This window comes from Pleomorphomonas sp. JP5 (assembly GCF_023721815.1).
Lineage (GTDB): Bacteria > Pseudomonadota > Alphaproteobacteria > Rhizobiales > Pleomorphomonadaceae > Pleomorphomonas.
On the sequence record NZ_JAMDLI010000008.1, the window covers coordinates 801,049 to 827,044 of the forward strand.

Below are 25,996 nucleotides of genomic sequence, written 5' to 3' on the forward strand. Positions count from 1 at the left end.
ACACATCCGTTTTCCTGAACTCCCGATCCACATACATTCGATGTTCAGAATAACCGGCGGCGTGTAGACTCGACCGAGAAGCAATCGGGAGCGTGGATATGCCGCCGGATTCCTCAATCGGCTTCATCGGCCTTGGCACCATGGGCACGCCCATGGCCCTAAACCTCGTGCGAGCCGGAACGCCACTTACCGTCTGGAACCGCACGCGCAGCCGATGCGACCCACTGGAACAAGCCGGCGCGACAATTGCCTCTGACGCGGCCGAGTTGTTCGCGAGATGCGAGACGGTCATTCTCATGCTCGAGAACGACATGGCAACCGATGCGGTGCTTGACCGCCGTAGCCCGGAGTTCGCTTCCCGCGTTGCCGGTCGAACCATCGTCTCCATGGGCACCGTATCGGCGGACTACTCCAAGTACCTCCTCGATGACATCCGCTCCGCCGGAGGCCGTTATGTCGAGGCGCCGGTTTCGGGCTCGCGAAAACCTGCGGAGGCCGGGCAACTGGTTGGAATGCTCGCCGGCGATCCCGAAGACCTTGAGCGTCTGCGGCCACTCCTCGCACCGATTTGCAAGGAAACATTCGATTGCGGTGCAGTCCCCGCCGCCCTGCAGATGAAGCTGGCGATCAACACCTTCCTGATCACGATGGTCACCGGGTTGGCCGAGGCGACCCATTTCGCCGTACGGCACGGCCTCGACATGGGCCGTTTTGCGAACATTCTGAACGCCGGGCCGATGGCGAGCGATGTCTCTCGGGTCAAGCTTGGAAAGCTCTCGCATCATGACTTCAGCCGTCAGGCGGGGATCTCGGATGTGCTGAAGAACAACCGCCTTGTGGTCGAAGCCGCCCGCAATGCCGGAATCGCCTCCCCCTTGATGGACGCCTGCTTGTCTCTTTACAGCGAGACCGAAGACCTCGGGTTCGCCGGAGACGACATGATATCGGTCATCCGTGCCATCGAGGCGCGAACCGAACGTGCATCAGTCAGCCCCTGGAGTTCCGCCACATGATGGCTGATATGCTTTGGCATTCCCTGCCGAACTTGCTCGTCATTCTCTCGATATTCACGGTGGGTGTCGCCAGCCCAGGGCCCGCAACGCTCATGATCCTGGGAACCGCCATGGCAAACGGCCGGGCACCGGCCGTCGCATTGTCCTGCGGCGTGGTTGTCGGATCGATGGTCTGGGCCTCTGTCGCAGCGCTGGGATTTGTCGCCGCGCTCAGGACATCCGCGGCGCTCTTCATGGCGCTCAAACTGGCCGGAGGCTTCTACCTGCTCTTCCTCGCCGCCAAGTCATGGCGCTCGGCCCTCACAACGAGCGCGGCAGCCGCACAAAGGTCAGCCGGGACAGGCAGCCTGCGACGTTGCTTCGCCCAAGGCCTTTTGCTGCACCTTACAAACCCCAAGGCACCGCTGGTGTGGCTGGCGACCTTGTCGGTCGGTGTCGGCGAAACGCCCACCGCCACCTTTCTCACAACTGCCATCCTGCTTTGCGCCCTCGTGGCGATGACAGTCTTCGTCGGCTATGCTTTCCTGTTCTCCACGCAAACCGCCGCACGGGTCTACCTCTCGGTCCGTCGCCCCATCGATGCCTTGCTCGGATTCCTTTTCGGCGCCGCCGCGCTAAAGATCCTGACCTATCGGCTGAGCTGACAGTCGCCGGCATGGCGCCGCGCCTTCATTGCTTCAGACGACAACACATCGTCATGCCCGATCAGACATCGCAACGCGTCTCAAGGCGTTACAACCGGACCGACGATCGCCTGATCGAAGGCCGCGCACACCGCCGCGACGTCTCGCGGATCATGCGGCACGGCCATGTCCGATAGCGCCTGGAAGAAGCGCTCGTGGTGGGCCGGCGTCGAAACGAGCGTCATCCTGGCCGGACGTTCGCCAAGGGCGGAGAAGCCGTGTGTGACGCCCTTGGCAACATATACATGCTCCCCCGTTTCAACCGTCACTCTCTCCTCGCCGAGCAGGAACAGAAACGAACCCTCAGCCACATGAAACACCTTCTCCTCATGAAAGGAGATATGTGCCGGCGCTCCCATTCCAGGCGCCACCGTCATGTCCATGACGGTGAACGGGGCCATGTCGCCGCCCAACAGGATATCGGCATCTATACCGGAAAAGCGCGCCCTGCCGACGGGGGACAGCGCCCCGCTGACGAACGTTCTGGCTTCAGCATCGGGGGTCATGAACAATCTCCTTGCGTCTTCTCCCAAAGGCTAGGCGATGGTTACTATCCTCACTAGTTGCCATTCTCGGTCATCATCGGACAGTATTCTGCACAATGATCAAGCTCGATCCTCTGCTGACCTTTGTTGAGGTCGTTCGCGCTGGAAGCTTTTCTTCCGCAGCCATGCGTCTGGGGATGCCGCGCTCGACGGTCAGCCTTCACGTCAGGAACCTGGAAACATCTCTCGGCGTACGCCTTCTCAAGCGTTCGACCCGTTCCCTTTCGCTGACGGACGAGGGGCGAAAACTCTTCGAGCAGGCCGGAGACGGTTTGGCGGCGCTGACATCCGCCCTGGACGCAGTGCGCAACAGGCCCGGGATTCTGGGCGGATTGATCCGCTTGACCGCCCCCGCCGATCTGCCCACCGAGTTCCTGTCGACAGCGGTGGCGGAGTTCCAGGGCCTTCATCCGGCCACTCGCTTTGAGATCACGCTGACAAATACCGCATTGGACATGGTCGGCGACAACGTGGATATCGCCGTGCGGATCGGCGCACGCGGCAGCTCCGATCGGGTGGAAAGGCGCTTGCAGGATATCGCTTGGCGGTTTTGCGCCGGTGCGGAATGGATTCGGAGAAACGGCGTGCCCAACACTGTTGCGGATATCGGGAACTTCATCTCGCCGATGCCAGCACTGAGGTCTCTTCTCGAGCAAACTGTCCTCGGCGGCGCGAGACTGCCCGATGCTTCTATTACCGTCGACAACCAACTCCTGTCCCGCGAACTTGTTCTAAAGGGGGGAGGCGTGGCCCTGCTTCCCGAGGGCTTGCTAGAAGAACACGTCAGCGAAGGGCGCATTGTCACCGTGCTCGATCAAGCCATCCACGCCACGACACGTTTGTGTCTGGCCTTTCCGAGCCGGGCCGACATGGTGCCTCGCATCCGGGCTTTCGCCGACCACCTTTCCCGTTCGTTTCATGGGAAGGGTTAGGCGCACTCAAGCCACCATCAAGCGCTTGACCACATTTGATATTTTGAGTTCAGTGCTTGGCGCGAGCTTGATGTCAGCTGGTACCCAAGCCTCGAGTTCTCTCACCTAGAACGTCGTCAGATACAGTTCGAGTTTGCTGTCGCTTGCCAAGTCGTTTGGCGTAACGATAAACTCGGTTTTGATACGATCCCAGCACGCCTGCTGGGACAACCACTGTGATTGGCAGTCGGGACGCTCGCGCCAGTTGTTCAGGAAAAAACTGCGGCCCGCTTCCGTGTCGAAGTTCAAGTCTCTGATCCTGCGCAGCCTTCCAATCGGATGGCCGATATCCTTGAAAATCTTGAAAATCAGTTCCGCACCGTAGATGGCTCGCGAATCCTGCTGATAGAGAAAATCATAAGGCAGATGATAGTAGTCATATGCCGCCAAGGAAGCTGGACTATTCAGTTGTCCAGCTGGACGGTAGTCTTTCTTTGTCACGTATATCGCGAACTTCTGGCCGACGCCCGCATTTATGAACTCATCCAGAGGCACCTCCTCGACGCCTCCTGTCACCGCCGAAGATTGCATGACATATGGACCGCCGCCGGTAATCCTGATGATCCCGACATGCGTGTAGGGGCTGCCCGTGGCAAGGGCGAGCGCCATTCCTTCAAGGCTGTCTCGCTGCTGGAAGATCAACGATCCGCTCGGCGGATTCTTTGCAGAAAAATACTCTTCCACAACACTTCTGCCGGTTTGTGCGAGTGAACTTGAAGGAAAGCTCAGCGCGGCAACCGCCATAGCAATGGAAAGCCATCTATAATTGCACGTCGTCATCAACTGCCATCCTGAGATTCCAGGGTCAATCAGGTCCACCGTCTCGTGGCGGCTCACGAAATCAAAGACCGTCTTGCGGCCACCGAGATCTTTTCAGAGCGGTACAACAAGCGCTAAGTGCGCACGCATGCGAACCATTGCCAGGGAAGACCCTTCCTATCTTCAAAAATTCAAAACTTCTACTTCAACAATATTCGCTTCCTGAAAGTCTAGGGCACTGCTAGACTCGACGTCAATCCTGATGTGCGGTTCCCCCCGCAGACGCATGGTTCAATGACGAAACGATAGAAGGCGGACGCGAGATGATCGCGAACGTGACGACAACAGGCCGCCATAATCGCGGTGGCTTGACCTATGGCGAATGAACTTCTCCTGCTCTGGCTTGCGGCATTCCCGCTCATGGGAAGTCCCGGGCCGGCAACAATGAGCCTTGCAGGCCTCGGTACGGCTTTCGGCTTTCGTCCGAGCCTCGGCTACCTTCTGGGCATCATTGCGGGGACGACGGCGGTTCTGTTCATGATCGCGACAGGCGTGACCACCCTTGTCCTCGCTCAGCCACTTCTTGTCACCGCCCTGACCATCCTCGCCGGGATCTACATCCTCTATCTCGCCTGGAAAATCGCGACAGCACCTGTCGGCCCGCTCGCCTTGCGATCGGACCATCCGCCGGCGTTCATTCCGGGTTTCAGCCTGGCCATCGCCAACCCAAAGGCCTTCGCAGCGATCGGGGCAGTCTATGCGAGCCACACCCTCGTCGCCGATAACCTCACGGTCGATGCAGTCTACAAACTCGTTGCGCTCACCCTTGTCATCGTGATCGTCAACACAGTATGGCTCGCCTTCGGCGCAACCTTCTCAAGGGTTCTCAAGAACCCGGTTGTTGGACGAGCGGCAAATATCCTTTTCGCCACCTTGATGGTCCTGTCGGTGGGCTGGGCGCTTATACTGGAGTACATAATAGTATGAATTTCATGCAGCAAATCATCACACACCCACTACATTGTTTCTAGTAAAAGCACAGTTTTACGCACGTACAATATTCAGCATTCATAGAATGACAAAATTCGTGCTGAAAGCAAAATTTGATCTTTTTCAAACAAAACGCGCCTATTCTCCTCATCCGCACGTTCCCGCTCAGGAAGGTCCAGGCGATACCGGAAGGTGAGGAGACGTTGATCTCAGTTCAACCGATGACCATCCTTGCCGAAGATATGCAGCTTGTCTTCGTCGGGCAGGACATGAATGACGGCGCCAGGGCGGATGTCCAGTCGTTCGCGAAAAGCACAGACGACAGGTTGTTCCCCGATGCGACCGAGCACTTGTGTTTCGGCCCCGGTGGGCTCGACGACCGTGACGTGCATGGGAACACCGCTATCGCCCAGCCTAAGATGCTCGGGCCGGATACCATAGCTGAGGTCGTCACCTTCGACCGCGGCGTTGGGACCAAGCGGTAGCTCTATGCCGTCCGAGGTCAGAAAATGGCCAGCCTTCGCGTGGCCTGAAAGAAAGTTCATCGCCGGTGACCCGATGAAACCAGCAACGAACTTCTTCCTGGGGAGATCATAAAGGTCCAGCGGCGCGCCCACCTGGGCAACCTCCCCGTTCTGCATCACGACGATCCGATCGGCCATGGTCATGGCCTCAATCTGATCATGGGTGACGTAGATCGTCGTCGTCCCCAAGCGCTCATGCAGCTCCTTGATCTCGGCACGCATCTGGACGCGGAGCTTGGCGTCAAGATTGGACAGGGGTTCATCGAAGAGGAAGACTTGAGGGTCGCGGACGATCGCTCGCCCCATGGCGACACGCTGTCGCTGCCCTCCCGAGAGTTGGGCGGGGCGACGATCGAGGAGATTTTCCAAGCCAAGAATCGCCGCCGCTCGCGTGACCTTGGCATCGCGCTCCGGTTTCGGGACGCGCGCCAACCTCAGAGCGAACGACATGTTCTCGGCCACCGTCATGTGTGGATAGAGCGCATAGTTTTGGAACACCATGGCAATATCACGCTCTTGCGGAAGCAGATCGTTGATCACCTGCCCGCCAATCTCGACTTCTCCACTTGAGATATCTTCCAGGCCGGCAATCATTCGCAACAGCGTCGACTTTCCACACCCCGATGGCCCGACCAGCACGACGAAATCGCCGTCGGCGATATCTATGTTGATCTCCTTCAAAGCATGGAAAGCACCATAGTACTTGTTGACGCTGCGAATTGCTACATTGGCCATGAAACTCTCCTCCGTCATCTCATGGGCAGTGCGCCCGAAAGACGAGTATACTTGCAGCCCAAGCCAAGACGGGCTGCCCTAGGTGGTCTCGCGCGACAGAACCGGAACGCTCTCGCTCCGCCCTTGTGGATGCACCCGCCCGCCAATCACCGGAACGGAACTTGGCAAGCGGATGCATCCGGACGCGTTTAGGCGATCGCGAGTTCGGTGAGCACCGATGCCTTTTCTCGAACGAACACTGGAATGTTCTCCAATGGTGCAGCGCATTCGAACCACTCGCCACCAGTCCGGCGTGTGCCGTCGGCAAGGTCGACCCAGGTGCAGCCCTCAGGCAGCCAGACGCGTCTACTCCGCTGTCGTGCTTCGAGCACCGGCGCGACCAGGATGTCCGGCCCGAACATGTACTGATCCTCGATCTGCCAGCTCTGCTCCTGATCCGGGAAATCGAAGAACAGCGGTCGCATCACGGGATCGCCGCTTTCGTGCGCGACTTGCATCTGCCTCATGACATAGGGCCGCAGCCGCTCCCGCAGTTCGAGGCCCCTCACCATGATGGCGTAGTTTGTCTCGCCGTAGCTCCAGACTTCGTTTGGCGCTCCGCTGTCGCACTGCGCGATACCATTGCGATAGGCTTCCTTTGGCGGTTCCTTCGGCAAACGGTAGCCGTGCAGGCGCATCACCGGGCAGAACGTACCCCACTGGAACCAGCGGATCAGCAACTCCTGGAAGGCAGGATCGTTGACGTCGCCGCCATCAAAGCCACCGATGTCGGTGGTCCACCAAGGAATACCGGCCATGCCCATGTTCAACCCGGCCACAAGCTGGTTGCGCAGGGCGGTGAAGGTGGAACTGATGTCGCCTGACCAGACCAAGGCGCCGAACTTCTGGCTGCCCGCCCAGGCACACCGGAGCAGGTTGACTATTTCGGTCTGTCCGGCCTCGCGCATACCTTCGTAGAAGCCTTGTGCATAGCCGCGCGGATAGAAGTTTCCGACCTCCAGCACCGGACCGAGGTGATAGCGGTAGTTGTCGAAATCATAGACGCTGTATTCCGGCTCGGCCTCGTCGAGCCAGAACATCCTGATGCCGAGATCATGGTAGTTTTTCTTGGCCTGTTCCCATACGTAGCTTCGTGCGCCAGGATGGGTTGCATCAAAGAACGTCGTGTTGCCGAGGAAGGTCATGTTGACGGGAACGCCCCGTTCGGTGCCGACCAGATAACCCTTCGACTTCATGATCCTGTAGTTCTCGGTGCGATTGTCGACGGTCGGCCAGATCGACACCATCAGCTCGATGCCGAGCTCGCGCAGTTCGTCCACCATGGCCTTCGGATCCGGCCAATCGTGAGGATCGAAACGCCATTCCCCCTGGTTGGGCCAATGGAAAAAGTCGGCGACGATGACGGAAAGCGGCAAGCCGCGCCGCTTGTACTCCCGCGCCACTTCGAGCAGCTCGTCCTGGGTTCGGTAGCGCAACTTGCACTGCCAGAAACCAGCGGCATAGGCGGGCAGCATGGGCGCCGTGCCGGTGGCGGCGGCATATTGACGACTGATGTCGGCCGGAGTGTCGCCGGCGGTGATCCAATAGTCCATCTGACCGGTCACACGCGCCAGCCACGTCGTCTGATTGTTGGCGAAGGTAACCTCGCCAACCGCAGGATTGTTCCAGAGCAGACCGTAACCACGGTTTGACACCATGAAGGGGACGCTCGCTTGCGAGTTGCGTTGCGCCAGTTCGAGCGTGCAGCCCTTGAGATCGAGGAACGGCTGCTGATACTGACCCATTCCATAGATCTTCTCGCCCGCCTGCGCCTCGAAGCGGACACGGAGCTCGTATTTTCCGCCAGAGATAGGCCTAAAATCACGACCAGCGAGCATCAGGGGGCTGAAGTACTTCGTACCAGGATCTTCTGGCTGACCAGCAGCAAGGCGAGTTCGCCAGAACTCCTCGAGCAGGAGCTTTCCGTGCTGGTTGTAGAAACTGAGCTGGCCACGGGCGTTGACAACAGCGGTAATATTGCCGTTGACGATGCGGACGCCGCCGCTTTCGTCTTTCGAAATCAGAGCCTGGAACTCCGCGCCCACGGGCAGCAGTGCCCAAGCTTGATCGCTTATCTCGAAGGTTGGTGTTGCGCGCACGCGCAAACTGTTTGCCCCCCAAGGCTCCACTACCAGTCTATGACCGTCGAAGGTCCATTCCAGCCTGCCCGAGGCCACGGTGAACTCGCTCATGATCTTCCTTCCGACATTTGCCCCGGTTGCGACTTCGAACCTGTCTGCCGGAGCTCTTTTTCTCGCGTGGCTTGCTTTCGCCGCCGGTGTGATCCGTTACCGGTCGGCCGCAGCCACTGGAACATTCGCGCCGGCGCGCAGATAAACGGGGATCTGCTCCAACGGCGCCGATTGCACGATGTCCGTTCCCCCTTCGATCACCTCCCCGGTGAACGCGTGGGTCCAGCTTGCACCCGCGGGCAGATAGACGCGTCGGCTGCGCGCACCGGCCTCGAGAACGGGAGCAACGAGAACGTCGGGACCGAACATCATCTGATCATCAACCGTCCATGCGCGCTCATCGTCCGGGAAATCGACGAAGAGCGGGCGCATGGCCGGTAGCCCCTCGGCGGAGGCGCGGTCGAGCTGCTCGTGGAGATAGGGACGCAACCGCTCGCGCATCGCCATAACCTCGGCAATGATGGCGTAGGCCTCCTCACCGTAGGACCACACTTCATTGGGACCACCAGTGGAGTTCCAGCCCGTGTCCATGCGCGGCTCGCGATGCCCATGCAGGCGGAACAGGGGGCAAAATGCGCCATACTGGAACCAGCGGACAATAAGCTCGCGATAGTCGGCATCGCGGGAATCCCCGCCATGGAAGCCGCCAATATCGGTCGTCCACCAGGGAATACCGGCCATGGCGATACTCAGCCCGGCCCGGACCTGGCGACGCAGCGAGTCCCAGGTCGCCGGGATATCACCGGACCAAACCGCAGCTCCAAAGCGCTGCTGACCAGCCCAAGCCGACCGGCAGAGCAGCACCGTCTCGGCATCCTCCGGGCGACCGGTTTCGACGGCGGCGCGTTGCATACCCTCGGCAAACAGCCGCGCGTTCTCCAGCGGGTAGAGGCAGGCGACCTCCGCGCCCGGGCCGGCATGAAAAACAAGATTAGCCGAGTGGCCGGGGTTAAGCTCCGGTTCGCAAGCATCGAGCCACCAGACCCTGACACCGAGATCGAAATAGTTCTTCTTTACGACCGACCATATGTACTCGCGTGTCCGAGGATTGCTCGGGTCGTAGTAAGCGAGAGGCATTGGAGTGGTCATTCCCTTGTCGCGAATGGTGACGAGGAAATCCATGCCTTGATCGGCACCGACCAGCATGCCGCCTTCCCGGAGCTCCTGATAGTTCTTCGACAACGGAGATACCGTCGGCCAGATCGAGACCATGAGCTTCACGCCCATCTCATCCAGCTCGGCCATCATGGCTTTAGGATCGGGATATTCTGCAGGGTCGAGTTCGTAATCGCCCATGGCGGTCCAATGGAAGTAATCGGTCACGATGACCGACAGCGGCAGATCGCGGCGGCGATACTCCCGCGCGGCTTCCAGCAGCTCCTCTTGAGAGCGATAGCGAAGTTTGGACTGCCAGAACCCAGAAGCCCAGCGAGGCAGCTTTGGAGCATGGCCCGTCGCGTCGGCATAACGAGCCAACACCTCGGCCGGCGAACCGGCGATGAACAGATAGTCGATGGCCCGAGCTTGGGTGGCCGTCCAGCGGGTCACGTTGCTGGCGAACTCGACCCTGCCGACGGCAGGATTGTTCCATAGGAAGCCGTAGCCTCGGTTGCTCACCACGAAGGGAATGGATACCTCGGAGTTGCGCTGCACCAGGTCCAGCGACAAGCCTTTGTGGTCGAGCCGACCGTGGGTGCGTTGTCCCATGCCGTAGAGCCGCTCGCCGTCATAGGCCTTGAACTGCTGATGGACCTCCCCTGCCCCGGATCGATTGCCATAAAAGACTCGCGCTCCGGGCCACCAGAAATGCTCCCGTTCCTCGGCGAGCAACTCCGTTCCATCATCGGTGCGCAGAAAACGAACCAACGGCATGGCGATGCCATCGGTCGGCGGTGTGCATACCTCGACCGTCAGCGTTCCGTTGGTCAGTACCGCCCTATCCGAAGCGATCGAAATATCGACAACCGTATCGAGATCTGGCGGCGTATCGAGGGCACCGGGAAGCGAAGGGAGCTTCCCTTGCGCGGCGCGCACACGCACGCCATCTCGCCCCCAGGCTTCAATACGCAGCAACTCATGCAAATGTCGGACTTCGACGGCATTGCCGTCGCGAGAGAAAGTAGCCATGTTCATTCCAATCTTGAAGGAGATTTACTTGACGGCGCCGGCAGTTGTGCCGGCCGCGATGTAGCGCTGAGCGAAGACCAGAAGGACGATGGTCGGTATGGACGCCAGAACCGAGGTCGCCATCACTGAACTCCAGTCGCTGATGAAGCCGCTGATATAAACGTAGAGCCCGAGCGTCACCGGACGCACATCGTCGGTGGTCGTCAGCGTCAGGGCGAACAGGAAGTCCGACCAGGAAAACAGAAAGGTGAACAACCCCGCGGTCACGATGGAGTTGCGGGACATGGGCAGGACCACGGATACAAGTGTCCGCAAGGGCCCGGCGCCATCGATCCGCGCCGCTTCAAGGACAGAAAGCGGCATGGAGCGCATGAAGGCATTCAGGATCAGAATGGAGAACGGAATGCCAGCGCTCGAATCCGCCAGAATGAGGCCGAGGATCGAGTTGAGAAGACCAATCTTCGTATAAGCACCGTAGAGCGCGTTGGCGACCACGATACCAGGGATCATTTGGCTGACCAGGATGGCGAGCAAGACAGCGTTCGCCCAACGGACGCGAAAGACTGCCAGGGCATAAGCAGCAGGCGCCGCCACGAGGAGGCTGAACACGACGCTGCCGCTGGCGACGATCAGACTTGTAAGCAGATGCCCGCCCTGATCCTGGAACGCCTTGGCGTAACCGTGCAAGGTGATGTCGATTGGAAGCCATGGCGTCATCGCCGCGGCGCCACCTTGCTGCAGCGAGACGTTGACCATCCAGTACACAGGGAACAACAGAATGCCCAGGATGAGCACGCCGAAAACGGTATGGCGCCACCCACCATGACGGTTGTTCCGATGGCGTCTCTTGCGGTTGCTTGAGATCTGTAAGGAGGAGGAAGTACTCACGATTTCCCCGCAAACTTATTGATGTAGAGATAAAGGAGGGCGAAGATCAGCGAGATGGCGACGAGAATGTTGGCCATGGCAGCGCCCTGCCCGAACTGAAACTGGACGAAGGACAGATGGTAGGACTGGGTAGCGAGCGTCTGGCTTGAGTTGGCCGGCCCTCCTCCAGTCAGTCCGAGAATGAGATCCATCACCTTCAGCGTGTAGATCACGCCCAACATAAGCACGACGCTGACAACGGGACGCATCAGAGGCCAGGTGATCCAGCGGAAAGCGGTCCATCCCGTCGCGCCATCGAGCTGTCCAGCTTCGTAAAGCTCCTCCGGGATCTCCTGAAGTCCGCTGTAGAGAATGGCGACGTTGAACGGGATCCCAATCCAGATGTTCACAAGGATGCAAGCGACCAGAGACAGAGAAGTGGTGGTAAGCCATCCCGGCCGATCGGCGAGCAAAAGCAACTCCAGGATACGATTGAGAGCGCCGTTGTCCTGATCGAGCAGCCAACGCCAAATCGCGCTCGATACGATCAGCGGCAGCAGCCAGGGCAGGAGAATGAGCGACCTGAGAAGATCGTTCAGCGGGAAGCGCTTTCGGAAGTAGAGCGCGATCGCCAGCCCGATGACAAACTGACCGGCGATCGAGCAGATCGTAAAGACGATCGTGTTGATGAGTGCAGAAGAAAAGATAGGCGACGAGACGACGGACTCGTAGTTTTGCAATCCCACCCAAGGGGCTTTCCCAGTGAAGAACGACTTCATGGAATAATTCTGAAACCCCATGACAACGTTCTTGACCACAGGATAGCCAAAGAAGATGAGAATGTAGGCGACGGCCGGCAACAAGAACAACTGTTGGATGAAACGTTCTCTTCGCCGGCTCCCCGCCCTGCGCGCAACCGCCACCGACGGTCCATTCGTACCGAAGCCCGGCATGGTGCCCATCCTTCTGCTTGAGCGACTTACTGCTGGACCTGCTTCAGCGCGTCGGTCGGTGACGCCTCTCCGGTCAGGGCCAGCTGGACGGCGGTGTAGATGGCCGTTGCGGCCTCAGGCCAGTCATTCCCCAGCTCAGCGGTACGAGCCCGAGCGGTTTGAACCATCTCGGCGAAGGTCTTCATCGACGGCGCCTGCTTGAGGTACTCATCGAGTACGGCTGCCGACGTCTTGGTGGGCACCGTCTGCCTGAGCACGCCGAGCTTGACCTGATTGGCATCGCTGTTCAGACAGGCAATCATCTTGGCAGCTATTTGTTCGGTCGCTTCGTTGCCAGTATTCGGGACGGCCCAGGTTTCTCCGCCCAATGGAGCGATAGACTTACCACCGGCTTCCGGCGTCGGAATCGAGACCACGGCGTAATGCAGCGACGGGTCGGAGTTCAGGACGGGGATCTGCCATGGTCCATTGACCATCATGGCTGCGTTCCCTTTGCGGAACTGATCGTTGACGTCGGACTGGGCCCAGTTCAGGACCGAGCGTGAGACCGATCCATCCGTAACGAGATCGACCCAAAACTGTATCGCGCCAGCAACTTCCGGTGTGGCTAGATTCTTCTCGTCCCCGCCGTTCGACCACATGAACGGGAGAAACTGCCAAGTTCCCTCGTAGTTGGCGGGGGCAGAGAAAGCGAGCCCGTAGCGCTTGCCAGTTGTCAGCTTCTTCGCTGCGTCACGCAGCTCGGCCCAGGTCGTTGGCGGGGTGACACCGGCCTCCTTGAGCACATCGACGTTATAGAAAAGAGCAATAGTATTGGTAATAGGCTGCAGCCCATAGAGCTTACCCTCGTAGGTGGAGGCTGCGATGACTTGGGGCAAGTAACCATCCCCGCTGAGGCCGAGGTCGGTCAGCGGGACGAGTGCGCCGGTAGACGCGATCTGTTGCAGATCGGGATTATCGATCATCAGAAGGTCAGGTAGAGTACGCGATGCCCCCTGCTGAAGGATCTTGGCAATCAGCGTATTTCCTGGAACGACTTCGCGGTTGACAGTAACACCGAGCGTATCGGCGCAGGCATTGAGCATATCGCCATATATCTCTCGATCAGGCGAGTCGTTATAGTAGTCGAGTACCCGGATGCTTTTGACGTCGCTGGCGGCGGCCCCAGTGGGCATAGAGACAACCGTCGCCAAGGGTAACGCCAGGGCGAGAACGGCCAGAAAACTTGAACGAGACTTGAGATACTCTTTGGTCATGGTGATTTCCTCCGGGAGCGAGCCCTACGATCTCCAACTCGCAGGTCACCTCCGTCTCCTTGCTTTCGTGCGCCTCCGGACGGGACATGGAATCCCGCTCCTCCCGGAGTTGCTCTAAGTCTGGCGCCGTTGCCCGGAGCTCGTTGTTGTTGTTCTGCGACCAGACCCTCGTGCCCTCTTTCTCAAAGGCAATCAGCGGATCTATTGGAGGGTTATGTTCAGGCGCCCTTGGGAGGCGGCATTACCGTTGAACGACGCGTCAGCCGAGACGGCACAAGATCAACGATCTCTTTAGGGCGCGACCGTTTGCTGTCGAGAAGACGAAAGACAGTTTCGATGGCGCGCCGAGATACTTCTCGCGGTTCGAGCGATACATTCGTCACTGGCGGTTCAGCTTCCTGGGCCACTTCGTCTGTGCAGTGAGCAATGACCGAAACATCCCGCCCAGGTACAATGCCGTGCGCGATCAGCGCATTGAGGATCGGCTGCATGGTCTGGCTGTTTGAGATGACAAGACCTAGCCGTTCCTTGCCAAAATCCGGGAGCAAACGAGCAACAACCTCACGCGCCGCAGTACGTCCCGGCTCAACGGGAGAAATGAACTCGAGGGTCAAGCCGTGACGACGCGCTGCCGCGACAGCGGAAGCATTGAAGCGTGGAATATAGTTCAACTGCCGGCGTTCAAGTTCAGCTGGATATCCAACAAAAAGAACACGATCGTGCTGCGCCGCCACCATTTCTTCTACGGAAAGCTTCGCTGCGAGCTCGAAATCGACGTCGACGCACTGTAGACCGGAAGAGTCCGCGGGAATGCCGATAAGCACCACCGGAACTGAAAGCGAAGCTGCCAATGGTATGCGTTCGTCTTCGACCTGGACATCCATGAGAATGATGGCATCGGTCAATGATCGCCCGGAAAGTCGACGCAAGCCGTCGGCCCCTTCATCGGCAGTCACGAGAAGGACATCGTAATCATGAGCCCGCGCAAGACTGGCAATGGTCTCGATGAATGGAAGCTGACCTGCCGTATCAATCCCCGGGCTGAAGGGCACCATCAGGCCAATCACGCTGGTGCGCTGACTGGCCAACGCGCGCGCCCCGGCATTGGGTTGGTATGTGAGTTGGTCGATAGCCTCTTGAACCCGACGGCGCGTATCTTCGGAAATCGATCGCTTGCCTGTGAGTACGTAGGACACGGTGCTCTGGGCCACGCCCGCAACCCGCGCCACGTCCTTGCTTGTGAACTTCACCATCGAGTTCTCCCTTTCGGGTAGCGATCGATACGTATCGACAACTTTCGCTAAAAACTCGCGCCGCCTGTTGGTTTACTGCGACGCGTCATCAGTTGTCGATACGTATCGATTGGGCGAATTATTTGCCTCTGTTCCTTTACTGTCAATTCCCCTCCGGCACCGATGCGTTACTCCTTTATGCTAATGCTTTTGCCGACGAGGACGTCGCGATGCTCGTGACCGTGCTTGGCAGCCACAGATGGCGGGATCGCCGCCGCTCGGTTCATGCCAGACCTGGACGAACGACAATGGCGATACTCGGCAAGACAATGCCGAGGGACACCTTCGTGAGTTCGGCCCAGTTTGACGCCGTCAACTTCCCGTCGAATCTTTTGCGGAGCCGAGCCTTCATAACTTTCCGCCTCATCACACGGGGCAACTGGCGAGCATTGCGCTTACAAGGCAGGTATCTTCTCCCACGTTCATTTCAGCGACTGTAGAGAAGACATGCCCAGGCGGCCTCACGCTCAAGACGCGACTTGGACGAGACGGTTTTGGCTTTGAGAGCGTGACAAGATCCGAGCTCACTTGCAGTCGTCCGCTTTCGACCGGATTCCGGAGCTTGATCGGTGGGTACTCCAGCAAACGCCATACATGAAATGCACCACGACGCGAAACGGTTGCGGACTACAAGGAACGTCTCGCGTGGTGCTCCGTCCTGCCGGAGGCAGACCTCTGGTCTTTTTCCCCACAAACAATTGACATTAAAACACTTATGCGCGAGGATTTGACACTATTGGGGCGCTATGCGACCTGCCGATCTGATGGCGGATCAGAGAGGGCGCCTTCAGAGGAGACTGCAATGTCGGATTCCGAGAAAGTCGTCCTTTCCCCGGCGGAGATCGACGCGAAGGCCCAGCGACTGATCAAGAACACGGCGTGGGGTTCGGCTGGCCTCGGGCTAGTGCCGGTGCCGATCGTCGACCTTGTTGCGATCGGGGGGCTTCAGGTGTGGCTGGTGCGCGAACTTGCCAAGCTGCATGGCGTGCCGATGGCCGGCAATCGCATCAAGACTCTGGTTTCCGCCCTCGTCGGTGGTGGTGCGCCGTCGCTGATCACTTCCGGCACTGTCTCGCTGTTCAAGGCCATCCCGCTCGTCGGTCCGGTTCTCGGTCTTGCGCTTGCGCCCAGCTTGTCGGGCGTTTCGACCATGGCCCTCGGCCGGGTGTTTCACGCGCATTTCAAGACTGGCGGCACGCTGCTCGACTTCGATGCGGACAAGATGCGTGCGTTCTATGAGGCCGAGCTCGCCAAGGCCAAGGAAGAGACAGAGGAAGCCCAGAAGGCCGAACCTGCCGCCGCCTGAGGCCTCCCTCGTCGAGCCGTGCTATCCGATCGCGCCGGACCGTATGTCGACCGGCGAGATTTTCTTGTTGGCAGCCAGACTGCCGACCAGAATGCTCTGCGGCCAGCCCGAAGCACCCAGCTGCCAGTCAAGCACGCCGGGTTCGTGCGGCGAAGAAGCCGTGTTTCGATCAGGTCGAGTAAAACTGAACGGCGAGGGCTGGAGGCCCGGCACCAGCGCGAAATCACGCAACGTCCATTTTTGCCCGGCGAGCTCCGGTGTGCTGGGCTCGTTTCCGAGCCCCACCTCGACACTGCGCGGATCCAGGACAAGACCGCAGCCCAAAGCTTTCAGCAAAGCCTCCTTGCGAGTCCATGCCCGCAAGAAAGCCGCGTCCCGGGCATCGGCGGGCTGAGCGAGAAAGGCCTCCATCTCACCTTCCGCCAGCACGAGCTTGGCGATCCTCAGGGTATCGGTCGCCCGCGCCTCTATGTCTATGCCGATCTCTGCCTCGAACGAGGTCGCCAGCACAGCATGGTCGCCAGAGTGCGACAGGTTGAAGCACGGGCTCCCGCCGGCAAGGGCTGGCTTGCCATACTCTCCGGTGACAAAGACGAGCTCGTCCGGCCGCCAACCGGATGCTTGCGCCAGGATACGCCGCATCGCCGCATGCGCCCGCACGTAGCGTTGACGATCTTCCTCACGCAGGAATCGCTCGGCACGCCGTCGCTCGGTGGCGTCGAGCAGGGCATGATCGTCCGCCGTCGGCTTCTGGCTCAACGGGATATGCCAGACCGTGACCGCTGCCTCCATCAGAGCTCCATCAGATCGCCGATGTCCCGCAGGGTCAGACGCTTCCTGGGTATCGTGTCCGACGTCTGTCGGGATACCCAGTCGAACGCCTGCCGGGCCGCCGCCTGTGCAGCCGATGGATCGTCGCGCAGGCAGAAATGCCCCCCCGGCAATCGAATTAGCAAAAAGGGGCCGGTTGTCGCCGTTTGCCAGGCCGCGACATCCTTCTCATCGACGAGGGCATCGGAGCTTGCAGCGATGGCGACGACAGGACAGGAAACCGAAGGCGGATCTGACAATGGCGCCGTTTCGACCAAGGCAAAGTCCGCTCGCAACATCGGGCCGGCCAGTTCGCGCAATCCGGGATTGTTCAGCGCCTCGCCCGGCGTTCCTCCGAGATCGGCAAGGCCGCGCCAGAAATCCTCGCCGGGAAGGTTGTGGATGCATGGTCTGCCATACGGCAAATGTGGCGCCGAGTTGGCGGCGGCGATCAACAGGCGGGGCGACCGGCCAGCAGCCTCGCAACGGCGGGCTACGGCGTGGGCAATCCGCGCGCCCATAGACCATCCGAAAAGAGTGAAAGGACGGTCGCAAAGTGGCAGGAGGGCTTCGCAAACCTCATCGGCGAGCCGGTCGAGCAAGGCAATCGGCGGCTCGCGAAGCCTTCCTTCCCGACCTGGAAGCTGAACCGGCAGCACGTCGATGTCGGCGTCGAAGGCACGACCCCATTGGCGGAAAAGACTGCCACCGCCGCCAGCGTAGGGAAACAGGAAGACACGCATCCGCGCGTCGGCGCGCGCGGTGGCATGGGCGAACCAGCCCTCAGTCATGACGCGGCCGCGGCCACAGCGTCGGCGAGGATGTTCAGGCCGGCATCAAGCTCCGCATCGGAGATGACCAGCGGTGGCAAACACTTCAGTACCTCGCCATGCGGTCCGGCCGTCTCGATGACGAGGCCTTTCTCGAAGGCGATCGCCGACGCGCGGCCGGCGATATCGCCCGAAACCATGGCGATCCCCTGCAACAGCCCGCGACCGCGCACGCTCGGGTCGGCAATCGCCGAATGCTCCTCGACGATGCCGGCCAGGCGTTCGTGGAGCCAGCGAGCCTTGCGGGCAACCTCGCGTTCGAGCTCGTCGTCTCGCCAGAAACGCAGCGCCTCGGTGGCCGTGACGAAAGCGAGATTGTTGCCTCGGAACGTTCCGGTGTGCTCACCGGGCGACAGGCAGTCGTGGCCCTCCCGGACAAGGACCAGCGACAGGGGCAACCCCATGCCAGACAGCGACTTGGAAAGGCAAACCATGTCCGGCTCGATGCCTGCCGGCTCGAAGCTGAAAAAAGACCCCGTCCTCCCGCAACCGGCCTGAATGTCATCGACGATCAGCAGCATGCCGTGGCGGCGGCAGATATCGGATAGGCGCCTCAGCCAGGAAAGAGAAGCGGTGACCACCCCGCCCTCGGCCTGGATGGTCTCGACAATGCAGGCAGCGGGAAGCTGCGCGCTGTCCAAAGCATCGGCCAACAACGATTCAAGCCAACCGAGACCGTCGCAGCCCAGGGTTCCGTCGTAGGGCAGGAACACGGTGTCACCCGCAGGAATCGCGGATTGATGAAATGGTCCGCGAGACACGGCCATTGAACCGGTGGTCATGCCATGGAAGGCGTGGACGAAGCTGACGATTCTCGATCGGCCCGTTGCCTTGCGTGCGGCTTTCAGTGCTACCTCAACCGCGTTGGTTCCGGTGGGCGCTGGAAACAGCATGCGATAGGCAAGGCCACGCGGCTTCAGGATGACATCCTGGAACCCCAGGATGAAGGCCTCCTTGGCTTCGGTGGCGAAATCGAGGGAATGGGTGATGCCGTTCCGTTCGATATAGGCGACCAGTCGGGCCTTCATGCCGGCGTCGTTATGGCCGTAGTTGAGCGTGCCGGCTCCCGAGAAAAAGTCGATATACTGCTTGCCGCTTCTCCCCGAGAGGCGACATCCTTCCGCACTCACGAAGACGTCCGGGAACTTCCGGCAGTAGTAGCGAACACCGGACTCGTGGTCAGCAAAGGCCTGCATCGGACCCTCCGGCCGATCACGTCGGCCATCGGCTTGTTTTCGCCAGCGACTATACACCGAGACCCTTAAGGAGCAATTGCTTAGAGGGAAGACCGCGTTGTCGGGCGTGGACATGGCGCGCCGTGTCGCTATAGTGCCATCGGGCTTTTGTCGCGGATACACCGGCGTTCATGAACCACCTCATTCGGCTCCTGGCCTCGCAGCCCTCGTTTCCGCGCGCGCGCATTGTCGGCGCGGCCCTGCTGTCGGGCGTTTCCGGCGTCCTGGTATTGATGATCGTCAACGTCGCCGCCCGCGAACTCTCGGACTCGGGTCAGGCGCGCGTAGATTGGCTACTGGCCGCGCTATTCGCGGCTGGAATCGCCGTATACGCCAGCAGCGAAATCTTCGTCACCTCGCGGGTCTGCTCGGCGCTTGAGGACGCTATCCATCAGTTGCGTTCGCATCTGCTGGCCGGCCTCGCCCGAGCCGACTTCGAGAAGGTCGAGGCCATCGGCCGGTCGGACCTCAGGGAGGGCATAACCCAGGCAACGCAGACGATTTCACAGAACTCGCAGTTCCTGGCGCTGAGCCTTCGCTCCTCCGTCATGGTCGTGACGGTGCTGGGATACATTGCCTGGATATCCCTCTCTGCCTTCCTGCTGGTCGGCATCGCAACGGCGATCGGCGGCTTCGTCTACCACCGGGCCGGGCAACGACTTGCCATCGGCTTCGTCAAGATGATGGACACCGACAAGCGGCTCATGGAGAGCCTCGGCGACCTGCTTGATGGGTTTCAGGAAATTCGACTCTCGAGTGCCCGCCGCCGCGATCTGGCTGAAGCCTTCGATGCGGTGGCCGCCGACGCCACCGAGCTCCGCGCCGACGTTCAGATTCGCGCCATGCAGCAGTTTGTTCTGGGGCAGGTGGCGATCTATTTCATGCTGGCGGTGGTGGTGTTCGTCATCCCCATATACTCGCCAGGCTTTCGCGGTCAGGTGGTCCAGGTCACCACATCGGTTCTGTTCATGACCAGCGCCATCGGCGCGCTGATACAAACCGTTCCATTGCTCGGCGCCTCGGAGCAGGCGGCTCTTCGCATACTGGCGCTTCAGGAAACACTGGCCGCCATAGCCGACGCGCCCATGACGACGGGCGACGAAACGAGCGATTTCCAAACCATCGGCCTCAGGACGGTCTCCTATGCCTATCCTGCCCCCGAGGGCGAAACCCCCTTCTGCCTCGGGCCGGTCGACCTGACCATCCGGCGCGGCGAGATCGTCTTCGTGACCGGCGGCAACGGCTCCGGCAAGTCGACGCTGATCCGCCTCATCACCGGCCTTTACCATCCCCAGGGCGGCATCACGACCATCGACGGTCTGGGCGTCGGAGCCGAGCGGCTGCGCGCGCTGGTGGCGCCGGTCTTCGCAGATTGTCATGTCTTTCCCCGCCTCTATGGCGCGGCGCCTTTCGACGAGCGGGAAGGCGCGCGCCTGCTCGCCCTGATGGAAATGGACCAGATCACCCGCATCGTCGGCGACCGGTTCGAGCGCATCGCCCTGTCGACCGGCCAGCGCAAGCGTCTCGCCCTCATCGCCGCCCTCCTGGACGATCGACCATTCCTGGTGCTGGACGAGTGGGCGGCAGATCAATCGCCTCACTTCCGGCGCAAGTTCTACCGCGAGATCCTGCCGGAGCTCCGAGCACGGGGCAAGACGATCATCGCGGTGACCCACGACGACGCCTATTTCGACGCCGCCGATCGGCGGCTTCATCTCGAGGAAGGGCGCCTCACCGAAGTCACCGCCCCGGAGGCGGCCTGACATGCGCCTCTTTGCCCTTCTTCGTAGCGAAGCCCGGATCAATCCGAGAGCCCTTGCGTCCCAGACGGCGATCGGCGCCGCCTCGACCGTCGGCGTCCTCGGGCTCGTCAGCTTCAGCGCCGTCATTGCCGACCACAGCGATCCCGGCCTTCGCATGCTCGCCATGCTGGCGGTGGCCGTGCTGCTGAACGCCGTCTCGCAGAATGCCGTCATGTCGGCCTCGGCCAGGGAGGCGGAAAGGATCATCCGCAGGCTGAGGGCCCGGCTTTTCGACCGCATCCAGTATGCCGACTACATGACGGTCGCCTCTACTGGCCGGGCGGTACTGTTCACCGCCATGGCGCAAGAAACGCAGACCCTGTCACGCACCGTGCCCATCCTGACGCTGGCCGCCCAGCAGGTGGTGACGTTGGTGATGGTGGCCGCCTTCCTTGCCTATCTCTCGCTGGCCGCCTTTCTGGCCGCCACCGTGTTCGGCTCGCTTGCCGTACTCGTCCACGTCCGACGCAGCGGCACCATGGCCGCTGCAATGGGGGAGACCATCGCCGAAGAACAGCGACTGTTTCAGGCATTCGAGCATTTCGTCGACGGCTACAAGGAAGTGCGTGTCAACCAGCGTCTATCGGACGCACTTTCCGACGAGATCGTCGCCCATTCCGATCGAGTGCGTGCCGCACGCAGCAGTACGAAGCGCCGCTGGGCCATCGACTTCGTGATCATCCAGTCACTGTTCTACGCCCTCGTCGGGCTGATGACCTTTGCCGTGCCGATGTTCGACGATGGCTTCTCCGACGTGGTACTGCAGGTGACGACAGTCGCCCTGTTCATGATCGGGCCGATCTCCACCATCGCCCAGGCCATCCCGGCGGTAGCCGAGACCGACGCCTCGCTCGGGCGGATCCTGGCCGTGGAGGAGGCCCTGTCGAGCGCAGCCTCGGCCGGAGCCGCCGAAGAAAGCCGCTCCCTCGACGAGCCGACGAGGGAGATAGCCCTCTCGGACGCCACCTTCACCTACCGGACGACCGATGGAGCGCCCGGTTTTGCCCTAGGGCCGGTCGACCTCCAGGTACGGGCCGGAGAGATCACCTTCATCACCGGCGGCAACGGAGCCGGCAAAACCACGCTGTTACGCCTTCTGTCCGGCCTGCTGGCGCCTGATCGCGGCGCCCTGCTCGTCAACGGCGCGCCCCTCCAACCCGACCAGCGGCAAGCCTACCGCGACGGGATCTCGGCGGTCCTGTCCGACTACCATCTGTTCCGTCGTCTCTATGGTGTGGCAGACCCTCCCCCCGAGCGGCTTGCGTCGTTGCTCGGCCAACTGGAAATCGCCGACAAGGTGGCGGTGCACGACCGTTCCTTTTCGACCATCGATCTCTCCAGCGGACAACGCAAACGTCTGGCGCTGCTGGTCGCCGAGCTGGAAGACAAACCGGTCCTGATGCTCGACGAATGGGCGGCCGATCAGGATCCATCGTTCCGTCGCAAGTTTTACGAAGAGATTCTGCCGGGGCTGAAGCGACCCGACCGCATCGTCCTCTGTGTTACCCACGACGACCGCTACTTCCACGTGGCGGACCGCGTCATCCAAATGGATGAAGGACACCTCAGCCGCGCGTCGACAGGCTGAGTTCCGGGGGCGGTCCTTCCGTATTGATCGCCAGTATCCTGCTCGACCGATCGAGCTTGAGCATCCGACGACAGGTGTCGTCCGACGCCGCGGCGACGAGTCCAGCCAGACCGGCGACGCCGGTATCCCAGGTGGCAAGCGGCGCATCGCCCCATGCCCCAGCAACCAAGGCCGTCTGGACCGTTTCGGCGATACTTTCGTCAAGCGCCAGCCCTGCGAAAGCCGTATGCGACAAGATTTGCCACGACGGGACCGACATGCGGCCACAGGCAAGGCCCGCCATGCGAGTTCTGAGATCGCCGCCAACCGGCGTGGGCGCGCCGGCCCGAAGGCTGGCCAGAACGCAGGCCGACGACGCGGGCTCCACCGTGACCATCCGAGGCACCATCGGAGACATGCGACGCCATAGCGACGCAGCCACACCACCGGCCACGCCGCCGACTCCGCACTGCACGAAGACATGGCTTGGCGGCGCCTCGGAGAGGCCTTGCTGCCAGGCCTCCTCGGCAAGCACGCCATAGCCGGCCATAATCGCTGCGCAGACCGCGCTGTCGCCGTCATAGTCGGTATCGGTGACGAGCAATGCGCCATTGCGGAGGGCCGCTGCCTCGGCGGCCAGGACCGCCTCGTCATAGGTACCGTCCACCACGACCACTTGAGCTCCCTCGGCCCTGATCCGTCCGAGCCGGACCTCGTCTACGTCGCGTCCGACGTAGATCCGCGCGAGGCCGCCCTGCCGCCGGGCCGCCCAGGCGAGCGCCAGTCCATGATTGCCATCGGTGGCAGCGACCGCCACGAAGGGGCCGCCCCCCCCGCGCTGGCGGAGGAGAACCCGGAGACCGTGCGGCGCGCCGAGAGCCTTGACGCCGCCAGCTCCGAAGCGACGCGACTCGTCCTTGCAGACGACGGCTCCAAGGCCAAGCCGGTCGGCCAGGCCCGGAAGAGCGAGAAGCGGCGTCGCACGGTAATCCGGCTCTGCGCGGATGGCGGCAAAGGTTTCATCCATGCGGTCGGATAACGGAGCAGGGAAGGCGAGATGGGCGCGAAACGCATCGTTGACGGCAAGATCGGCGATGCCAGTCTCGGAACAGGTCAGGATCATTCTTCCCTCTCGTCAAGCTTTCGGAGCCTATCACTATGGCCCTCAGTCGGTTAAACTATTGCGCCTGGCGAGGAAAAATCCCTTGAAGTCCATACATGTCATCGCGGTGATCGCCGCCATCTGCGTCCTGACCGGCCCCGCCGTCGCACTTGCGGAGGATTCGACCGAGTTCAACCCCGACGCCATCCCGACCGTGCAGACGGTCCCGGACGACCCCGGCTTCAGTTCGGCTCTGCCGCAGACCGAACGCTTCATCGCCATTTACGGGGGCAGCACCAAGGGCACTTACTACCAAGTCGCCAGCGCCATTTGCGCCGCTGTCGAGGCATCCTTCTCCAAGCATCATATCCGGTGCGTTTCGCTGCGTTCGCAAGGCGATCTGAGCAATGTCAGCCTGATGGCCGACGGGCGCGCCCAGTTCATCATCGTGCAGTCGAACACCAGCAACGACATCGCAGAAAAGCGTCTCGACCTACCGACGGCCCGCTCGGTCATGTCACTCCACGACGAGCTCGGCCTCATGGTTACGGCTGCCGGACAGCAGATCGACAGCGTCGGCGACCTCAGGGGCAAGCGTGTCAACCTCGGTCCGGAAGGATCCTCCTCGCGCCGCCTCTGGAAACAGCTGCTGTCGGCCGAGGGGGTTGGGCTCTCCGATCTGGCAACCATCTACGACGCCGCGCAGGATCTCAACCAGCGCGGCCTGTGCGATGGCGACATCGACGCGTTCGGCCTGTGGATCGGCCATCCCGCATCGGCGATCGCCACGTCCATCTCGATCTGCAATGCAAAAATCGTCGGCATGCGCTCGCCCGCCACGGACCGGCTAGTGGCCGAACACCCGGATTTCTTCAACGGGGAAATCCCGACCGGCACCTATCCCAACCAGGACAAGCCGATCCCCTCCTACGGCTTCAAGGCCACCCTCGTCGGCGACAGCCGCGTTGACCCGGATCTCGTCTACTGGCTGACGCGCAGCGTCGTGGAAAATATAGATCTGTTCCGGTCGCGTCACCCCGCGCTTGCCGGCGTCGAGCCCCGCGCGATGTTCGAAAAGGGCAACTTCCTGCCCTTTCACGAGGGTGCAGCCCGCTACTGGCGCGAGGTCGGCTGGCTGACGAAGTAGGCCCTGATCGCCGAAGCGTCAAAGGTAAGCGCCGTGCCGCCGGTCTCGAAATGCAGCACGAACGCGCGCCCGATGGTCCGCGTCATGGCTGCCGCGGCGACCGAGGACGTCATGATGCCCAGAATGTTGGCCCCAGGCACCAGCTTGGCGAACGCGGCGGTGGTTACTACCCCGGCGCCAGCCTGCCCGAGCCCACCGGCGAGACTGGCGACCAGCGCTCTCACACGATCCTTGCCGATATCCTGACCGTGGAGCTTGGCAAGCGCCTCGATCATCAGCGCGACCACCGCCATGACACCTAGTGTATCGACGAAGGGCAATGGCAACAGGCCGCCGACGGCCGCATAGGCCGCATGGCGCTCCACGATTTCGCCTGCCCTTGCGCGCCTCAAGGCCGCAGCGTCACCGACGGAAGCGACCGTCAGGGGGGGCTTGGTGTCGGATACGTCAGATGGCGGAGGGCTCGGCGCTTCTGGCGGAGCCTGGTCGTCTTGGGCGGGCAGTGGCTTGACGGGCACGGCCCGGGTGGTCCGCGGCCGACGACGGATGTCCTCAAGGGTCTCGGCCGTCGCCTTGGGAAGCTTACGACTCATGGGGCGCCCTCGCCTCGCTCAACGCCTGTTCGACTTCCTCAGCCAACGCGGCAATCTCCCGCGCCGCAGCGCCTCGCGGCTCGGTCATCGATGGCGTAGCGCCAAACAGTGCCGCTTCACCATAGGCAATCCGGTTGACGAGCTCGGATTCGAACAGCGGAAAGCCGGCCCCGACGAGTTCCGACCTTATGTGGCGCGCGATGACGCTGTCACGGGTGGTCTGTGTCAGAACGCAGCGGAACTTCAAGCGCCGCCCCTCCTGACCGGAAAACAGCGCGTCGGCCGTGTCCAGCATCACGTCGACGTCCAGCGGCGACGGCTTTACCGGCACGACCACAAGATCGGCGACTGTCATGGCGGCCAGAGTGGCCGCCGTGCGGAAGCCCGCGGTATCGACGATCACCGGACTATGCCTCAAAGCCTCTTCCCGCGCCGTCGCCACGACGGTGCCGCGAGAGTTCTCGATCACGGGCACACCGGCGAGCGCCTGTTCACGCCGAGCCAGACGAACCAGCGAACGCTGCGGATCGGCATCGATCAACGCCGGCTGGCCGCCCGCAAGGCGCCAGTGAGCCGCAAGGCAACTGGCCAGCGTGCTCTTGCCGCTGCCGCCTTTCAGCGTCGCCACCGCGATGATTGCCCCCCCGGCCATGACTTC

23 protein-coding genes are annotated in these 25,996 nt (G+C 61.3%); 8 read left to right on the forward strand and 15 right to left on the reverse strand.

The features are described 5' to 3' along the window. The first annotated feature begins 98 nt into the window (after positions 1 to 98). Both M4J40_RS14955 and M4J40_RS14960 read left to right on the forward strand, forming a co-directional pair. Positions 99 to 1,013 carry an NAD(P)-dependent oxidoreductase gene (locus M4J40_RS14955; RefSeq protein ID WP_251755039.1) on the forward strand — a complete coding sequence of 305 codons (915 nt, stop codon included), beginning with the start codon at positions 99 to 101 and terminating at the stop codon, positions 1,011 to 1,013. Further along, positions 1,010 to 1,657 carry a LysE family translocator gene (locus M4J40_RS14960; RefSeq protein ID WP_251755041.1) on the forward strand — a complete coding sequence of 216 codons (648 nt, stop codon included), beginning with the start codon at positions 1,010 to 1,012 and terminating at the stop codon, positions 1,655 to 1,657. The genes M4J40_RS14955 and M4J40_RS14960 overlap by 4 nt, the downstream gene beginning before the upstream one ends. Before the next feature lie 80 nt (positions 1,658 to 1,737). Here M4J40_RS14960 and M4J40_RS14965 read toward each other — a convergent pair whose 3' ends face one another. Next, positions 1,738 to 2,202, reverse strand: coding sequence for a cupin domain-containing protein (locus M4J40_RS14965; protein ID WP_251755043.1), 465 nt, complete (start codon positions 2,200 to 2,202; stop codon positions 1,738 to 1,740). A 95-nt stretch (positions 2,203 to 2,297) separates the two neighbouring features. Here M4J40_RS14965 and M4J40_RS14970 point away from each other — a divergent pair, with 95 nt between their 5' ends. Then, positions 2,298 to 3,173 (forward strand): LysR family transcriptional regulator, encoded by an 876-nt coding sequence (locus M4J40_RS14970; RefSeq protein WP_251755045.1) that lies wholly within the window; start codon positions 2,298 to 2,300, stop codon positions 3,171 to 3,173. Positions 3,174 to 3,278: 105 nt separating this feature from the next. On the opposite strand, the gene M4J40_RS14975 is transcribed toward M4J40_RS14970, so the two are convergent. Further along, complete coding sequence (locus tag M4J40_RS14975) at positions 3,279 to 3,992, reverse strand: YiiX/YebB-like N1pC/P60 family cysteine hydrolase (RefSeq protein WP_251755046.1); 714 nt, start codon at positions 3,990 to 3,992, stop codon at positions 3,279 to 3,281. Positions 3,993 to 4,391: 399 nt separating this feature from the next. On the opposite strand from M4J40_RS14975, the gene M4J40_RS14980 reads away from it, so the two are divergent. Beyond that, on the forward strand, positions 4,392 to 4,958 hold the full coding sequence (locus M4J40_RS14980; RefSeq protein ID WP_257235258.1) for a LysE family translocator: 567 nt from the start codon (positions 4,392 to 4,394) through the stop codon (positions 4,956 to 4,958). Between the two features lie 212 nt (positions 4,959 to 5,170). Here the strand turns inward: M4J40_RS14980 and M4J40_RS14985 are convergent, their stop codons facing one another. The 7 genes from M4J40_RS14985 to M4J40_RS15015 all read right to left on the reverse strand — a co-directional run bounded on the left by M4J40_RS14985 (position 5,171) and on the right by M4J40_RS15015 (position 14,907). Beyond that, positions 5,171 to 6,220 carry an ABC transporter ATP-binding protein gene (locus tag M4J40_RS14985; protein WP_251755050.1) on the reverse strand — a complete coding sequence of 350 codons (1,050 nt, stop codon included), beginning with the start codon at positions 6,218 to 6,220 and terminating at the stop codon, positions 5,171 to 5,173. Between the two features lie 188 nt (positions 6,221 to 6,408). Continuing rightward, on the reverse strand, positions 6,409 to 8,451 hold the full coding sequence (locus M4J40_RS14990; RefSeq protein WP_251755051.1) for a TIM-barrel domain-containing protein: 2,043 nt from the start codon (positions 8,449 to 8,451) through the stop codon (positions 6,409 to 6,411). Positions 8,452 to 8,547: 96 nt separating this feature from the next. Beyond that, the gene (locus M4J40_RS14995) at positions 8,548 to 10,584 is read right to left on the reverse strand and encodes a glycoside hydrolase family 31 protein (RefSeq protein WP_251755053.1); all 2,037 of its coding nucleotides are present in this window, start codon (positions 10,582 to 10,584) and stop codon (positions 8,548 to 8,550) included. A gap of 18 nt (positions 10,585 to 10,602) precedes the next feature. Continuing rightward, the gene (locus M4J40_RS15000) at positions 10,603 to 11,373 is read right to left on the reverse strand and encodes an ABC transporter permease subunit (RefSeq protein ID WP_251755055.1); all 771 of its coding nucleotides are present in this window, start codon (positions 11,371 to 11,373) and stop codon (positions 10,603 to 10,605) included. Positions 11,374 to 11,462: 89 nt separating this feature from the next. Beyond that, positions 11,463 to 12,398 (reverse strand): carbohydrate ABC transporter permease, encoded by a 936-nt coding sequence (locus M4J40_RS15005; RefSeq protein ID WP_251755057.1) that lies wholly within the window; start codon positions 12,396 to 12,398, stop codon positions 11,463 to 11,465. 26 nt (positions 12,399 to 12,424) lie between these two features. Then, complete coding sequence (locus M4J40_RS15010) at positions 12,425 to 13,654, reverse strand: ABC transporter substrate-binding protein (RefSeq protein ID WP_251755058.1); 1,230 nt, start codon at positions 13,652 to 13,654, stop codon at positions 12,425 to 12,427. 218 nt (positions 13,655 to 13,872) lie between these two features. Further along, positions 13,873 to 14,907 (reverse strand): LacI family DNA-binding transcriptional regulator, encoded by a 1,035-nt coding sequence (locus tag M4J40_RS15015; protein WP_251755059.1) that lies wholly within the window; start codon positions 14,905 to 14,907, stop codon positions 13,873 to 13,875. Between the two features lie 841 nt (positions 14,908 to 15,748). Between M4J40_RS15015 and M4J40_RS15020 the strand changes: the two genes are divergently transcribed. Further along, positions 15,749 to 16,252 (forward strand): YcjF family protein, encoded by a 504-nt coding sequence (locus M4J40_RS15020; protein ID WP_251755060.1) that lies wholly within the window; start codon positions 15,749 to 15,751, stop codon positions 16,250 to 16,252. 21 nt (positions 16,253 to 16,273) lie between these two features. Here the strand turns inward: M4J40_RS15020 and M4J40_RS15025 are convergent, their stop codons facing one another. The 3 genes from M4J40_RS15025 to ectB are packed head-to-tail and all read right to left on the reverse strand — an operon-like array spanning position 16,274 to position 19,088. Beyond that, complete coding sequence (locus M4J40_RS15025; protein WP_251755062.1) at positions 16,274 to 17,044, reverse strand: 4'-phosphopantetheinyl transferase superfamily protein; 771 nt, start codon at positions 17,042 to 17,044, stop codon at positions 16,274 to 16,276. Beyond that, positions 17,044 to 17,853 carry a thioesterase II family protein gene (locus M4J40_RS15030; protein ID WP_251755063.1) on the reverse strand — a complete coding sequence of 270 codons (810 nt, stop codon included), beginning with the start codon at positions 17,851 to 17,853 and terminating at the stop codon, positions 17,044 to 17,046. The genes M4J40_RS15025 and M4J40_RS15030 overlap by 1 nt, the downstream gene beginning before the upstream one ends. Next, positions 17,850 to 19,088 carry a diaminobutyrate--2-oxoglutarate transaminase gene (ectB, locus tag M4J40_RS15035; RefSeq protein WP_251755065.1) on the reverse strand — a complete coding sequence of 413 codons (1,239 nt, stop codon included), beginning with the start codon at positions 19,086 to 19,088 and terminating at the stop codon, positions 17,850 to 17,852. The genes M4J40_RS15030 and ectB overlap by 4 nt, the downstream gene beginning before the upstream one ends. Before the next feature lie 170 nt (positions 19,089 to 19,258). Between ectB and M4J40_RS15040 the strand changes: the two genes are divergently transcribed. Continuing rightward, positions 19,259 to 20,890, forward strand: a complete 1,632-nt coding sequence (locus tag M4J40_RS15040) for a cyclic peptide export ABC transporter (protein ID WP_251755067.1) — start codon at positions 19,259 to 19,261, stop codon at positions 20,888 to 20,890. A gap of 1 nt (position 20,891) precedes the next feature. Further along, positions 20,892 to 22,517 carry a cyclic peptide export ABC transporter gene (locus M4J40_RS15045; protein WP_251755069.1) on the forward strand — a complete coding sequence of 542 codons (1,626 nt, stop codon included), beginning with the start codon at positions 20,892 to 20,894 and terminating at the stop codon, positions 22,515 to 22,517. Here the strand turns inward: M4J40_RS15045 and M4J40_RS15050 are convergent. Then, positions 22,495 to 23,619 (reverse strand): pyridoxal-phosphate dependent enzyme, encoded by a 1,125-nt coding sequence (locus tag M4J40_RS15050; RefSeq protein ID WP_251755070.1) that lies wholly within the window; start codon positions 23,617 to 23,619, stop codon positions 22,495 to 22,497. The two genes, M4J40_RS15045 and M4J40_RS15050, sit on opposite strands and share 23 nt — an antisense overlap. Positions 23,620 to 23,701: 82 nt before the next feature. On the opposite strand from M4J40_RS15050, the gene M4J40_RS15055 reads away from it, so the two are divergent. After that, positions 23,702 to 24,745, forward strand: a complete 1,044-nt coding sequence (locus M4J40_RS15055) for a TAXI family TRAP transporter solute-binding subunit (RefSeq protein ID WP_251755071.1) — start codon at positions 23,702 to 23,704, stop codon at positions 24,743 to 24,745. Here M4J40_RS15055 and M4J40_RS15060 read toward each other — a convergent pair. Both M4J40_RS15060 and M4J40_RS15065 read right to left on the reverse strand, forming a co-directional pair. After that, positions 24,712 to 25,338, reverse strand: coding sequence for a DUF697 domain-containing protein (locus M4J40_RS15060; protein ID WP_251755073.1), 627 nt, complete (start codon positions 25,336 to 25,338; stop codon positions 24,712 to 24,714). The genes M4J40_RS15055 and M4J40_RS15060 overlap by 34 nt on opposite strands. Continuing rightward, on the reverse strand, positions 25,328 to 25,990 hold the full coding sequence (locus M4J40_RS15065; RefSeq protein ID WP_251755075.1) for a ParA family protein: 663 nt from the start codon (positions 25,988 to 25,990) through the stop codon (positions 25,328 to 25,330). The genes M4J40_RS15060 and M4J40_RS15065 overlap by 11 nt, the downstream gene beginning before the upstream one ends. Between the last annotated feature and the right edge of the window lie 6 nt (positions 25,991 to 25,996).

What these genes read in the sequence shown, in the direction of transcription:
- M4J40_RS14955 (WP_251755039.1), top strand. Translation starts at nt 99, where the DNA reads ATGCCGCCGGATTCCTCAATCGGCTTCATCGGCCTTGGCACCATGGGC.
- M4J40_RS14960 (WP_251755041.1), top strand. Translation starts at nt 1,010, where the DNA reads ATGATGGCTGATATGCTTTGGCATTCCCTGCCGAACTTGCTCGTCATT.
- M4J40_RS14965 (WP_251755043.1), bottom strand. Translation starts at nt 2,202, where the DNA reads ATGACCCCCGATGCTGAAGCCAGAACGTTCGTCAGCGGGGCGCTGTCC.
- M4J40_RS14970 (WP_251755045.1), top strand. Translation starts at nt 2,298, where the DNA reads ATGATCAAGCTCGATCCTCTGCTGACCTTTGTTGAGGTCGTTCGCGCT.
- M4J40_RS14975 (WP_251755046.1), bottom strand. Translation starts at nt 3,992, where the DNA reads ATGACGACGTGCAATTATAGATGGCTTTCCATTGCTATGGCGGTTGCC.
- M4J40_RS14980 (WP_257235258.1), top strand. Translation starts at nt 4,392, where the DNA reads ATGGGAAGTCCCGGGCCGGCAACAATGAGCCTTGCAGGCCTCGGTACG.
- M4J40_RS14985 (WP_251755050.1), bottom strand. Translation starts at nt 6,220, where the DNA reads ATGGCCAATGTAGCAATTCGCAGCGTCAACAAGTACTATGGTGCTTTC.
- M4J40_RS14990 (WP_251755051.1), bottom strand. Translation starts at nt 8,451, where the DNA reads ATGAGCGAGTTCACCGTGGCCTCGGGCAGGCTGGAATGGACCTTCGAC.
- M4J40_RS14995 (WP_251755053.1), bottom strand. Translation starts at nt 10,584, where the DNA reads ATGAACATGGCTACTTTCTCTCGCGACGGCAATGCCGTCGAAGTCCGA.
- M4J40_RS15005 (WP_251755057.1), bottom strand. Translation starts at nt 12,398, where the DNA reads ATGCCGGGCTTCGGTACGAATGGACCGTCGGTGGCGGTTGCGCGCAGG.
- M4J40_RS15010 (WP_251755058.1), bottom strand. Translation starts at nt 13,654, where the DNA reads ATGACCAAAGAGTATCTCAAGTCTCGTTCAAGTTTTCTGGCCGTTCTC.
- M4J40_RS15015 (WP_251755059.1), bottom strand. Translation starts at nt 14,907, where the DNA reads ATGGTGAAGTTCACAAGCAAGGACGTGGCGCGGGTTGCGGGCGTGGCC.
- M4J40_RS15020 (WP_251755060.1), top strand. Translation starts at nt 15,749, where the DNA reads ATGTCGGATTCCGAGAAAGTCGTCCTTTCCCCGGCGGAGATCGACGCG.
- M4J40_RS15025 (WP_251755062.1), bottom strand. Translation starts at nt 17,044, where the DNA reads ATGGAGGCAGCGGTCACGGTCTGGCATATCCCGTTGAGCCAGAAGCCG.
- M4J40_RS15030 (WP_251755063.1), bottom strand. Translation starts at nt 17,853, where the DNA reads ATGACTGAGGGCTGGTTCGCCCATGCCACCGCGCGCGCCGACGCGCGG.
- ectB (WP_251755065.1), bottom strand. Translation starts at nt 19,088, where the DNA reads ATGCAGGCCTTTGCTGACCACGAGTCCGGTGTTCGCTACTACTGCCGG.
- M4J40_RS15040 (WP_251755067.1), top strand. Translation starts at nt 19,259, where the DNA reads ATGAACCACCTCATTCGGCTCCTGGCCTCGCAGCCCTCGTTTCCGCGC.
- M4J40_RS15045 (WP_251755069.1), top strand. Translation starts at nt 20,892, where the DNA reads ATGCGCCTCTTTGCCCTTCTTCGTAGCGAAGCCCGGATCAATCCGAGA.
- M4J40_RS15050 (WP_251755070.1), bottom strand. Translation starts at nt 23,619, where the DNA reads ATGATCCTGACCTGTTCCGAGACTGGCATCGCCGATCTTGCCGTCAAC.
- M4J40_RS15060 (WP_251755073.1), bottom strand. Translation starts at nt 25,338, where the DNA reads ATGAGTCGTAAGCTTCCCAAGGCGACGGCCGAGACCCTTGAGGACATC.
- M4J40_RS15065 (WP_251755075.1), bottom strand. Translation starts at nt 25,990, where the DNA reads ATGGCCGGGGGGGCAATCATCGCGGTGGCGACGCTGAAAGGCGGCAGC.